This is a genomic window from Amycolatopsis kentuckyensis (assembly GCF_041679295.1).
GTDB classification, from domain to species: domain Bacteria; phylum Actinomycetota; class Actinomycetes; order Mycobacteriales; family Pseudonocardiaceae; genus Amycolatopsis; species Amycolatopsis kentuckyensis_A.
Window position 1 is genome coordinate 512,125 of record NZ_JBGDMD010000001.1, and the last position, 12,030, is coordinate 524,154.

Consider the following 12,030-nt stretch of genomic DNA (forward strand, 5'->3'; position numbering starts at 1 on the left):
GTCACTGGATGAGCTGGTACGACGCGAAGCCCTGGCTCGCGAGCTACGACGAACGAGTGCGGGACGCGGGACCGGCGCAGCCGACGACGCTGCCGGAGTCGTTCCGCCGCGCCGTTGACGAGTGGCCCGAGCGGGCGGCGATCGCGTACTTCGACGCCCGGCTGAGCTACCGCCAGGTCGACGAACTCTCCGACGGCTTCGCGCGCTACCTGACGCGGAACGGCTTCGCCCGCGGCGACCGGCTCGCCCTGGTCCTGCAGAACATCCCGCAGTTCGTGATCGCGCTGCTCGGCGCGTGGAAGGCCGGCGGCATCGTCGTGCCGGTCAACCCGATGTACCGCGAGCGCGAGCTCACCCACGTCTTCACCGACGCCGGCGTCAAGGCGGTCGTCTGCTCGCAGCGCGGCTGGAACGCCTACATCGGCGAGACGGCCGCGGCCAACGGCGTCGGCATCGCCCTCACCACCAGCGAACTGGAGTTCCAGACCCGCGACGACGAGCGCGTCCTCGCCAAGGTCGAAAAGGAGGAGACGCCGGGCGCGACCGAGCTCCTCGAAGCCGCCGCCACGCCGGGGCCGAAGCCGCCGGAACCCGCGTTCGCGCTCGACGACACCGCGCTGATCAGCTACACCTCCGGCACGAGCGGCACGCCGAAGGGCGCCACCAACACCCACGGCAACATCGGCACCAACGCCGCCGGCCTCGGCTCGTTCAGCGGCCTCCCGGCGGGCTCGACGCTGTTCGGGCTCGCGCCGCTGTTCCACATCACCGGCATGGTCTGCGAAGTCGGCTCCGCGATCGACATCGGCGGCACGCTCGCGCTCGCCTACCGCTTCGAGCCGGGCGTCGTGCTCGACGCCTTCCTCGAGCACCGGCCGTCGTACACGGTCGGGCCGTCGACGGCCTACATGGCGCTGATGGCACACCCGTCCTTCAGCCGCGAGCACTTCGAGTCGTTCGCGCTGCTCTACTCCGGCGGCGCCGCGCTGCCGCCCGCGGTCGTCGAGGCGTTCCGCGCGAAGACCGGGCACTACATCCACAACGGCTACGGCCTCACCGAGACCACGGCCGGCTGCGTCGTCGTCCCCGGCACGCTCGAGGCGCCGATCGACCCGGAGTCCGGCACGATTTCGATCGGCCTGCCGGTGCCGGACACGATCGTCCGGATCCTCGGCGAGAACGGCGAGGAACTGCCGTTCGGGCAGGCGGGCGAGATCGCCGTCGAGGGCCCGATGGTCGTCTCCGGCTACTGGAACCGGCCGGACGCCACCGCCGAGGCGCTGCCCGGCGGCCGGCTGCTCACCGGCGACATCGGGTTCATGGACGAGCGCGGCTGGGTCTACGTCGTCGACCGCAAGAAGGACATGATCAACGCATCCGGCTTCAAGGTCTGGCCGCGCGAAGTCGAAGACGTCCTGTACACGCACCCGGCGGTCCGCGAGGCCGCCGTGGTCGGGATCGCGGACGAATACCGCGGCGAGACGGTCAAGGCGTACGTCAGCCCGGCGCCGGGCGCGACCGCCGATCCCGCGGAACTGGTCGCGTGGTGCAAGGAACGGCTCGCCGCCTACAAGTACCCGCGCACCATCGAGGTGCTCGACGAACTCCCGAAGACGACCAGCGGCAAGATCCTGCGCCGCGAGCTGCGGGCGAGGGGCTGATGGTCGAGACGGTCCGCGGCGCCATCGCGCCGGAAGCGCTGGGCCGGGTCCTCATGCACGAGCACCTCTTCGTGCTGAGCCCCGAGTTCGTCGCCAACTACCCGGAGCACGAAGGGTTCCGCGAGGACGAGCACGTCCCCGAGGCGATCCGGCGGCTCAAGGAGCTGAAGGACGCGGGGATCGACACGATCGTCGACCCGACCGTCATCGGCCTGGGCCGGTACATCCCGCGCGTGCAGCGGGTCGCCGCCGAGGTCGAGGTCAACATCGTCGTCGCGACCGGGCTCTACACCTACAACGACGTGCCGCACTACCTGCACTTCCGCGGGCCCGGCACGATGCTGCAGGGCGAGGACCCGCTCGTCGGGATGTTCGTCGGGGACATCCGCGAGGGCATCGCCGGCACCGGCGTCAAGGCGGGGCTGCTCAAGTGCGCGACCGACGAGCCCGGCGTGACACCCGGCGTCGAGCGCGTGCTGCGGGCGGTCGCGAAGGCGCACGTCGAGACCGGCGCGCCGATCATGACCCACACGCACGCGGGCACCCGGCGAGGGCTGGAGCAGCAGGCGATCTTCGCCGACGAGGGCGTCGACCTGGCCAAGGTGCTGGTCGGGCACTCCGGCGATTCGACGGACCTCGGGTACCTGACCGAGCTGGCCGACCGCGGATCGCTGCTCGGCATGGACCGGTTCGGCCTGGACCTGCTGCTGCCGTTCGAGGAGCGGGTGAACACGGTCGCGGCGCTGTGCGAACGCGGGTACGCGGGCAGCATGGTGCTCTCGCACGACGCGTCCTGCTACATCGACTGGCTGCCCTCGGAGCAGCTGCCCGTGCTGACGCCGAACTGGCACTACCTGCACATCACCCGGGACGTGCTGCCGGCGCTGCGGGAGCGCGGGGTGTCCGAAACGGACATCACGACGATGCTCGTGGACAACCCGCGGCGGTTCCTGTCCTGGCAGGCGTGAGCCGTTATCCTGTGCGTCGGATTCGATCCAGCGGCGCGCAGCGCCTCCGTTGAGGGCGGCGGTGGGGGCATGGATGGAGAGAGGGGGTACTTGCCGTGACCCGAGCAAGCACCCGCAAGCCGGGCGAGGCCTCCGGCGACGACCAGGCCGCCGTGCCCCGGCGGCTGCTGGAGCACGCCACGAAGCTGTTCGCCAAGAAGGGCTTCGACCGGACGTCGGTCCAGGAGATCGTCGAGGCCGCGGGCGTCACCAAGGGCGCGATGTACCACTACTTCGGCTCGAAGGACGACCTGCTCTACGAGATCTACGCGCGCGTCCTGCGCGAGCAGACGCGGCAGCTGGAGAGCGTCGCCTCGTCGGCCGCCCCGCTGCGCGAACGGCTCGGCGCCGCCGCGTCCGACGTCGTGGTCTCCAGCATCGACAACCTCGACGACAACACGATCTTCCTGCAGTCGATGCACCAGCTCTCGCCGGACAAGCAGAAGGCGGTCCGCGCCGAGCGCCGCAAGTACCACGAACGCTTCCGCGGCCTGATCGAGGAAGGCCAGGCGTCGGGGGAGTTCCGCACGGACAAGCCGGCTGACGTGGTGGTCGACTTCTTCTTCGGCTCGGTCCACCACCTGGGTTCGTGGTACCGCCGCGGCGGGACGCTCTCCGCGCGCCAGGTCGGCGACCACTACGCGGACCTGCTCCTGGACGCGCTGCGGCCGCCTGCGTGACGTTGCCCGTTCTCGACAAGCTGACCGGAGCGGAAAAAGAGCTGGTCGACGCGGCCCGGCGCGGCCTCGCGTACGTGACCGGCGCCCCGGTGCGGGCCGCGGTCCTGCGCGAGCTGCTGCTGGGCCTGCGCGGTCCGGTGGACCCGCGCGGGGTGCGCGTCGGGAGCGCCCGGATCGCCGGGACGCTGAACCTGGACCACGTCGACGCGCCGGTGGGGCTGGCGCTGGTCGACTGCGTGCTCGTGAACCGGATCTCCGCGCGGGCCGCGACGCTGCCGTGGCTCGACCTGTCCGGCAGCCGGATCGCCGGCTTCGACGGCACCGGCGTCCGGATCGGCCACGACCTCGACTTCACCGGCGTCCGCGCGACCGGCTCCGGCGACTTCGGCGTGCTTTGCCTGCGCGACGCCCGCGTGGACGGCCTGGCCGTCTTCGCCCGCGCGGAGATCCGCAGCAGCGACGGCCCCGCGCTGTTCCTCGACGACCTCGAGTGCCGGGCTGTCAAAGGGGTCGGCCTGCAGGCGACCGGCGCCGGCGGCAGCGGCGCGATCCGCCTGCTCGGCGCGCGCGTTTCCGGTGAGGTCTTCCTGGGCGAGGCGGTGCTCGCCAACGAGTCCGGACCGGTGGTGCACGCCGACAGCGCGGCGGTCGACGGCGACTTCGGCTTGCCCGGCGCCACGGTGACCGGCGGCGGCGAGGACGGCGCGCTCCGCCTGCTCGGCGCCCGGGTCGGCGGCCAGCTCGACCTCGGCGACGCCACCCTGACCAACGACCGCGGCCCGGCCATCGGCGCCGACCGGCTGCGGGCCGGTGGCCTGTACGGCACCGGCGTCACCGTGACCGGCGCGGTTTCGTTGCTCGGCGCCCGCATCGACGGCCAGCTCAACCTGGGCGGCGCGGTGTTCGCCAACCCCGGCGGCCGCGCGGTGAGCGCCGACAGCGCCCGGATCGAGGGCAGCGTCCACGCCCAAGGGCTGCGGGCGAGCGGGGCGGTCAGCCTGATGGGCACGCAGGTGGCCGGCCGGATGTACCTGATGGGCGCCGAACTCGCCGGCGACACCGGGCCGGCCCTGATCGGCGACCGGCTCCGGGTGGACGGCGGCTTGCGCCTGACCGGGCTGGCGGCGACCGGCACGATCCACCTGGCGGGCGCCCGCGTCGGCGGCTACGCGGATCTCGACGGAGTCGAGGTCACCTCGACCGGCGGCCCCGCGCTGGAAGCCGACGACCTCCACGTCGACGGCACCCTGGACCTCAGCGACGTGCGGATGACCGGTACCGGTCCGCGGGGCGCGCTCCGGTTGGCCCGCGCCCAGATCGCGGGCCAGCTCGCTCTCGACAATGCCGTGCTCGCGAACGACACCGGATCCGCGCTGTTCGCCGACCGGTGCCGGGTCCGGGAAAACGTGCAGCTGACCGGGCTCAGGGCGACCGGTGCCGGTGAAATCGCGACGATCCGCCTGCTGGGTGCCCACGTGGGTGGCCGGCTCGACTTCACCAGGGCGGAGATCGTCGCCACCGGAACCCTCGTGAGCGTCGAAGGCGCCGTGGTCGACGGGCCGGTCTTCCCCCCGGCGGGAGTCGGTCTCGTGGACCTGGACGGCTTCCGGTTCGGCTCGCTCGGCGACGTCACCTGGCGCGAGTGGCTGACTCTGATCCGCTCGCACACCGCCGCGTACCGGCCCGGGCCGTACCAGCAGCTGGCCGCGTCCGAGCGCGCCGCCGGGCACGACGGGAACGCGCGGCACATCCTCATCGCCCAGCAGCGTGACCGCCGGCGCCGGGCGCCCGAGGCGATCGGCGGCCGGCTCGCCCGGCGGTTCCACTGGCTGTGGGGTGCCTTGGCCGGGTACGGCTACCGCGCGCGTCGGGCGGCCGCCGTGCTGCTGCTCGCCCTGGTCGCGGCCGGCGGGCTGGGGCTGTGGGCCGGGCACGTCCGCGACGGCGGTCACCGCGCGGCCGAGCGGACCGCGGACCTCACCGCTGCCGTCGGTACGCCCTGCACGACGGTCGAGTTGATCGGCGTCGGTCTCGACCGGGGGCTGCCGTTGTCGCCCGGGGTGCGCGGGCGGTGCGACCTCAACACCGGGATCGCCGCCGGTCAGTGGTTCACGGTGGCGATCTGGCTGGTCCAGGCGGCGATCTGGGCGCTGGCCACGCTGGCGCTCGTCGGCTACACGGGGCTGGTCCGCAAGACCGGCTAGTGGTGCCGGAGGTGGTCCAGCAGCACGGCGATGACCTCGTCGGGGGCTTCCATCGCCATCCACTGGCTCGCGCCCTCGATGATCTGGAAGCGGTACTCGGCGTCGATGTGGTGGACGGTCAGCTCCGCGGCGCTCTGGCCGAGGTACGGGTCCTCGCTGCCCCACAGGTAGAGCGTCGGCACGGTGATGCGGCCCGCGGGGACGTCGAAAACGTCGTTCGTGGCGCCGCGGTACCAATTCAGCGTCGCGGTCAGGGCGCCCGGTTCGGAAAGGCGGGCGACCGTGCGTTCGACGATTTCGACCGGAATCCGCCGATTGTAGACAGCGCGTAATTGCGCCGCTTCGTCGCGTAAGAGGAATTTCTCGGCTTTGCCGACGCCGCGGCGGAAGAACCGGATGTAACCGAGGTCGTGGAACTGCCCGTCGTCGGTGGCGGCGGCCGCCTGCAGGGCCGACGGGTGCGGGGTGGAGAGCACGGTCAGCGACCGCAGCCGGCCGGGGTGCGCGGTGGCCAGCGCCCAGGCGACCATGCCGCCCCAGTCGCGCGCGACCAGGTGGAAGCGGTCGGCGCCCTGGCTGTCGGCGAAGGCGAGCGCGTCGCCGACGAGGTGCTCGATCGAGTAGTGCTCGACGCCCTCGGGTCGCGCTTCGCGGGCGTACCCGCGCTGGTCGACGGCGAGGGCGCGGTAGCCGGCCTCGCCGAGGGCGTGCAGCTGCTCGGTCCAGGACTCCGCGAATTCGGGCCACCCGTGCAGCAAGAGCACGAGTTCCCCGGATTCGGGCCCGGCGGCGAGCGCGCTGTGCCGATGCCCGCCGACGGCGACGGTCAATTCCTCCAGCGCTTCCGTCGGTGCGACGGCGAATTCCATGGCGCCCAGGCTAGATCCCGCCGGGTGGGGAGAACCATGGGAACGGGGGCACTTTTGCCACCCTTTTGCCTCCCGAGTGGTGTGGCTCACAGAATTTTCGCTCAGATGAGCGAAAATTCCGAAGAAACCGAGACGGATTCACGATAGTGGGCTCGCCGGAGCGCCCCAAGGCGGCCTTGGGTGCGCGAGACGCACCGAAGGCCACCTTGGGTGCATGAGACGCACCGAAGGCCGCCTTGGGGCGCTCGTGGCCGGCCGGTGCGGAGCGGACCGCCGAGGACCGACGCGGGCGAGTGACATTTCCGCGCTCGTGGCCGCCCGGGCCCGAACTTCGGCGCCAGCCCCCGGACCTCCGTCGATTGCGCGGCCCCCACCGTCACTCACCGGGTTTTACCCGGCTTTAGCCACCACCCGGCAAGATCGGCTCCGTCAGACGGTCGGCCGTGAACAGTGGGGGCCACGGCGTGGGGGACAAGCCGGTGGACGGCGGCCGTCTGGCATCGGGGGGCTTCAGCCACAACTCGCGCACTGCCGGGCCGGGACCGCGCAGTGCCGCCCCTCGGACACATCGGGAAGAGGGGAATCCCATGCACACCACAGTGAAGCGCGCCCTGGTCGCGGGCGCGATCGCGGCCGCGACAAGTGCCATCGTCACGCCCGCCGCGCAAGCGACCGAACAAGGGGGCATCTCGAGCACCTGCCCCGGCAGCGCCTGCGTCACCCCGCCGGTCCGGTTCCCCGGCGGGACCCTGTCGGTCGACGCGGACGTGCACGGAAGCGGACCCGCCGAGTGGGTCGTCCGCGGCCCGGGCGGCGTGGTCTGCCGGACCGGTTTCGCCGCCGAAAGCGGCCCGCAGTCGTGGGTCTGCCACGGCGTGCCGTCCGGCGAACTGGAGGCCACCGTCCTCGGGCCCGCGGGTCCGTCGAACATCGGCCTCCGCTGGTAGTGAACACCCATTGGGACAAGGGAGAACAGCCATGACGACGATCCGCTTCTTCGCCCGCTCCGTGGTGCGCGGCGTGCGCAACCGCCGGCTCGGCGCCACCTGGGTCATCTACTACGAAATCTACTGATCGAACCCCCGTGCCCGCGGCTTCCCGCCGCGGGCACGGCCGTTTCCCCGGGAGCCCTCCGTGCGCACCTCAGCCACCCTCGCCGATCCGCTGCCGACGCTCGCCGGCTGGGCGGCCGACCGGGTGCCGATCCGGCCGTTCGGGCCGGGCCGGTACCTGGTCTCCGGTGACGAGCTGATCCGCGCCGCGCTGGCCTCGACCACCCGCCCGTTCGAAGCCAGGGCGGCGACGTTCGGCGCCGTCGCCGACTGGGTGCCCGGTGCCGACCGCAGCCGCCCGGTCAACGCGGCGCTGGGGCGGGAGCTGGACCGGGCCTGGCAGGCGGTGACGGACGACGCGATCCGGACCGAGCTGGCGGCCGCGCAGGAGCCCTGGCCCGGCGCGCTGGCCGGCGGCTACCTGCGGCTGTTCGGCGAACAGCTCTTCCCCGGCCTCCCCGGCTCCGCCCACCGGGCGTTGCGGGACGCGCTGGCCGCGTCCGACGGGCTCGACCGGACCGGCTCGGCCCTGCGCCGGTTCCGGGGCCGGCTCGCGCACAGCCGCGCCGACGCCGCGCTCCACCGCTGGGCGGCGGCCAACGACGGCGCAATCCCCGAAGCGCTCCGGGAGACGCTCGGCGCCTCCGACGACGTCGCGCTGGCCCTGCACGGCCTGGTCGGCGCCGTCTGCCGGGCCGCGTCCATGGTGGCCGCCTGGACGATCCTGCTCGACCGCGGCTGGCGGCCCGGAACCCCGGCCGGCACGGTCCTGCGGCCGCGGGAAGCCACGGCGCCCGCCGAACACCGCGTCCGCGAAGCACTGCGCCTGTGGCCGGTCGCCTGGCAGCTCGCCCGCACCGTCACCGAGGCGACTGAGCTGGGCGGCGTCGACCTGGTCCCGGGGGACCGGCTCTACCTGTGCACCTACCTGCTGCACCGCGACCCGGACGTCTGGGCCGAACCCGATGAGTACCGCCCGCAGCGGTGGGACCGCCCACCCGAGGGGTACAAGTCCCGCTACCTGCCCTACGGCTTCGGCAGCGCCGCGTGCGTCGGCTCGCGGTTCGTCAACCACGTGACGGCCCGGGTGGTCGCCTGCTCCGACGCCCTCGACGACCGAGGCCTGCTGGTCGTCGACCCCGAACCCGTGTTCGGCTCCCTGCTCGCCCCGCCCGTGGTGCGGCCCGTCCCGCCGGGTTGATCGTTTCCCGCTACCCTCACGACCGGGAATGACCGGTTTGCCCGGTCAGCGGGGGGTGCGGAGAAGTGCTCGAGTTCGGCGTGCTCGGACCGTTGCGGGTCCGGCGGGACGGCGTGCCCGTGCCGGTCAACGGGCCGAAGGTGCGGGCGCTGCTCGCCGTGCTGGCGCTGCGGGCGAACACGACCGTGTCGTTCGACAGTCTCACCGAGCTGCTGTGGGGCGACGCCCCGCCGGAGACCGCCCGCAAGAGCATTCAGGTGCACACCGTCCGGCTCCGGCGGGTGCTCGGCGACGGCGTCGTCGAAACCCGGCCGACCGGCTACCTGCTGCGCGCGTGGCCCGAGCGGCACGACCTGCTGCGCTTCCGCCGGTTGCTCGCCGACGCCCGCGCGGAACTCACGCCCGAGGCCGAACGCGCGTTGCTCGCCGAGGCCCTCGCCTGCTGGCGCGGCCCGCTGCTCGCCGACCTGCCGGTGGAGCTCAGGAGCCGCCTCGGCGCCGGGCCCGGCGAAGAGCGGCTGCGGGCCCAGGAGCGCTTCTTCGAGGTGAGCCTCGAGCTCGGCCGGTACGCCGAGGTCACCGCCGAGCTGGGCCGGGTGGCGGAGGATCACCCCTGGCAGGAGGCGTTCTGGGCGTTGTACCTCGAAGCGCTGCACGGCTCGGGCCGCCGCGCCGACGCGCTCGAGGTGTACCGCCGGGTGCACCGGCGGTTCGCCGACGAGCTCGGGATCGACCCAGGAGAACGGTTGCGGCAGGCCCACCAGGCGGTGCTGGCCGGCGAGCCGCCCGCCGCGCGGCCGCGGTTCCGGCCGCGTCAGCTGCCCCCGGACGTCGGGACGCTGGCCGGCCGGGCCGACCTGATGTCCACTTTGGACACGGTGCTGGGGCCGGACCGGCCGCCCGCCACGCATCCGCCGATCGCGCTGCTGGTCGGACCGGCCGGCGTGGGCAAGACGACCGCCGCCGTGCACTGGGCGCACCGCGCGGCCCGGCACTTCCCGGACGGCCAGCTCTTCGCCGACCTCCAGGGCAGTTCGACCGTCCCGGCGCTCGCCCCGATCGAGGTGCTGACCCGGTTTTCGCACGCGCTGGGCGTCCGGCCGGGGCACGTCCCGACCGAGCTCGCGGACGCCGCCGCGCTGTACCGGTCGGTGCTGGCCGACCGGCGGGTGCTGATCGTGCTGGACAACGCGGCCGGGCCGGACCAGGTCCGCGCCCTGCTGCCCGCCGGCCCGGGCTGCGCGGTGCTGATCACCAGCCGCGACCGGCTCGGCGGCCTCACCGCCGCGGTGGACGCCCGGCGCGTCGAACTGGCCGAGCTGCCGCCGGACGACTCGCTCGCGCTGCTGGCCGCGGTCGTCGGCGCGACCCGCGTGCGCGCGGAAGAAGAGGCGGCGCGCGAACTGGTGCGGCTGTGCGCCGGGCTGCCGCTGGCGCTGCGGATCGTCGCGGCGAACCTGGCGCTGTGGCCGGACCGGTCGGTGCGCGGCTACCTCGCCGAGCTGGCCGGGCCCGACCTCGTGACGCGGCTGGCGGTGCCCGGCGCCGAGCAGCAGGGCGTGCGCCGGGCCTTCGACCTTTCGTTCGACGCCGTTTCCGCCGCCGCGGCGCGGTGCTTCCGCCTGCTCGGGCTGGTGCCGGGCGCCGACGTCGACGTGCCGGGCGCGGCGGCGCTGGCCGGGGTCGACGAGGCGCGGGCCGGCTCGCTGCTGCGGGAGCTGGCCGTGAGCCACCTGGTGCAGGCCCGGGGCGACGACCGGTTCGGGCTGCACGACCTGCTCCGCGGGTACGCCGTCGCCCGCGCCCACGACGACCTGGCGGCGGCCGACCGCGCGGCCGCCGTCGACCGGCTCTTCGCGCACTACCTGCGCACCGGCGCCCGCGCGGCGGCCGCGCTCTACCCGGACCTGCGGCGCCTGCCCGGCCCGGACGCCGAAGCCGTCGAACCCGCCGAGGCCCGTCGCTGGCTGCTGGCCGAGCACGCGAACCTGCTGGCGGCGATCCGCTCGGCGACCGGCGCCTTCGCCTGGCGCGCGGCGGACCTGCTGCGCGGGTTCTTCCACTCGCACCGGCTCGACGCGGAGTGGCAGGCGGCCGCGACCGCCGGGCTGGCCGCGGCGCGCCGGGCCGGCGACGAGGAGGCGGTGGGCGCGATGCGGCACAGCCTGGGCGCGCTGGCGTGGAGCCGCGGCGACTACCCGGTGGCGCTCGCCGAGCTGGAGGCCGCCCAGGAGTCCTACCGGGTCGCCGGTGCCCGCGCCGGCGCGGACTCGGTGCTGCACGCCCTCGGCGTCGTCCACCTGGACCTGGGCCGGCTCGACCGGGCGATCGAGCACTTCACGGCGGCGCTGGCCGGCACCCGGCGGCACGGGACGTCGATCCGGGCCGCGAACGGGCTGATCAACCTGGGTGCCGTGCTGATGGAGCACGGCAGGCTCGCCGAGGGCATCCGGCACAACGAGCGGGCGCTGGAGCTGTGCGGCCGGCTCGGCTCACCCCACGCGGCGGCGATCGCGCGGTGCAACCTCGGGTACGGCTACCGCGTCACCGGCGACGTTTCTCGCGCGCTCGCCGTGCTGACCGAAGCGCTGGAATCGTTGCGGGAGCTGGGTTCCCGCGACGACGAGGCCGACGCGCTGGTGCGGCTGGCGGCGGTCCACCGGGTCACCGGCGACCTCGCGCAGGCGTGGCCGGCGGTGCGGCTCGCGCTGACCGTGGCGCGCGAGGCGGGCAACCAGCGGTTCGAGGTGGACGCGCTGTGCGCGCACGGCGACCTCCACCGCCAGTCCCGCGACGCGGCGGCGGCAGCCGCGGACTACGGCGAGGCCCACGCGCTGGCGGAGAAGATCGGCTACCGCCGAGGCGAGCTGACGGCGGCGATCGGACTGTCCGCTGTGGACGGTACGGACGCGGAACCGGCGTTGCGCGCGGCCGAAGCCGGCGGATTCCGCCTGCTGGCCGAACAGGCGCGGCTGAGCTCGGCCGAGGCGGCACTGACCGGGGGACGGCCGGAGCACGCGGAAACCTCGGCGGCCCAAGCGGTCGAGGGTTTCCGGGAGGCGGGCCACCGGCTGGGCGAGGCCTGGGCGTTGCTCGTCCTCGGCAAGGCCCGGCGGGCGAATGGGGGACCGGAGGCGGCCCGGGAATGCTGGCGTGCGGCGGAGAACCTCCTGGCGGCGGCCGGAGCGGCACCCGCTTTGGCCGCCGTCCGCCACCTGCTGGCCACCTGACATCCAAGCGCCCCAATGTGGCCTTGGTTGCGTCTGACGCACCCAATGTGGCCTTCGGTGCGTCACACGCACCGAAGGCCACATTGGGGCGCTGGCGGCCGGCCAACAGGGATCGCCGGTCGCCCC

The 12,030-nt window shown here is 74.0% G+C and carries 8 protein-coding genes; 7 read left to right on the forward strand and 1 reads right to left on the reverse strand.

Annotated features, from left to right (window positions below):
* Positions 1 to 8 precede the first annotated feature (8 nt).
* The 4 genes from ACERZO_RS02320 (at position 9) to ACERZO_RS02335 (ending at position 5,552) form a co-directional block, all read left to right on the forward strand.
* The gene (locus tag ACERZO_RS02320) at positions 9 to 1,661 is read left to right on the forward strand and encodes an AMP-binding protein (protein WP_372660880.1); all 1,653 of its coding nucleotides are present in this window, start codon (positions 9 to 11) and stop codon (positions 1,659 to 1,661) included.
* Complete coding sequence (locus ACERZO_RS02325; protein WP_372660883.1) at positions 1,661 to 2,629, forward strand: phosphotriesterase family protein; 969 nt, start codon at positions 1,661 to 1,663, stop codon at positions 2,627 to 2,629. The genes ACERZO_RS02320 and ACERZO_RS02325 overlap by 1 nt, the downstream gene beginning before the upstream one ends.
* 95 nt (positions 2,630 to 2,724) lie before the next feature.
* Positions 2,725 to 3,348, forward strand: a complete 624-nt coding sequence (locus ACERZO_RS02330; RefSeq protein WP_372660886.1) for a TetR/AcrR family transcriptional regulator — start codon at positions 2,725 to 2,727, stop codon at positions 3,346 to 3,348.
* Positions 3,345 to 5,552 carry a hypothetical protein gene (locus tag ACERZO_RS02335; RefSeq protein ID WP_372660889.1) on the forward strand — a complete coding sequence of 736 codons (2,208 nt, stop codon included), beginning with the start codon at positions 3,345 to 3,347 and terminating at the stop codon, positions 5,550 to 5,552. Before ACERZO_RS02330 ends, ACERZO_RS02335 begins: the two co-directional genes overlap by 4 nt.
* Here the strand turns inward: ACERZO_RS02335 and ACERZO_RS02340 are convergent.
* The gene (locus tag ACERZO_RS02340) at positions 5,549 to 6,421 is read right to left on the reverse strand and encodes an alpha/beta fold hydrolase (protein WP_372660892.1); all 873 of its coding nucleotides are present in this window, start codon (positions 6,419 to 6,421) and stop codon (positions 5,549 to 5,551) included. The genes ACERZO_RS02335 and ACERZO_RS02340 overlap by 4 nt on opposite strands.
* Positions 6,422 to 7,008: 587 nt before the next feature.
* Here ACERZO_RS02340 and ACERZO_RS02345 point away from each other — a divergent pair.
* The 3 genes from ACERZO_RS02345 (at position 7,009) to ACERZO_RS02355 (ending at position 11,904) form a co-directional block, all read left to right on the forward strand.
* A complete protein-coding gene (locus ACERZO_RS02345) occupies positions 7,009 to 7,368 on the forward strand; it encodes a hypothetical protein (RefSeq protein WP_372660895.1) in 360 nt (119 codons plus the stop codon).
* 187 nt (positions 7,369 to 7,555) lie between these two features.
* Positions 7,556 to 8,674, forward strand: a complete 1,119-nt coding sequence (locus ACERZO_RS02350; RefSeq protein ID WP_372660898.1) for a cytochrome P450 — start codon at positions 7,556 to 7,558, stop codon at positions 8,672 to 8,674.
* A gap of 65 nt (positions 8,675 to 8,739) precedes the next feature.
* On the forward strand, positions 8,740 to 11,904 hold the full coding sequence (locus ACERZO_RS02355) for an AfsR/SARP family transcriptional regulator (protein ID WP_372660901.1): 3,165 nt from the start codon (positions 8,740 to 8,742) through the stop codon (positions 11,902 to 11,904).
* Positions 11,905 to 12,030: the final 126 nt, after the last annotated feature.

Coding starts and splice junctions, on each gene's coding strand:
- ACERZO_RS02320 (WP_372660880.1), top strand. CDS start 9: ATGAGCTGGTACGACGCGAAGCCCTGGCTCGCGAGCTACGACGAACGA.
- ACERZO_RS02325 (WP_372660883.1), top strand. CDS start 1,661: ATGGTCGAGACGGTCCGCGGCGCCATCGCGCCGGAAGCGCTGGGCCGG.
- ACERZO_RS02340 (WP_372660892.1), bottom strand. CDS start 6,421: ATGGAATTCGCCGTCGCACCGACGGAAGCGCTGGAGGAATTGACCGTC.
- ACERZO_RS02345 (WP_372660895.1), top strand. CDS start 7,009: ATGCACACCACAGTGAAGCGCGCCCTGGTCGCGGGCGCGATCGCGGCC.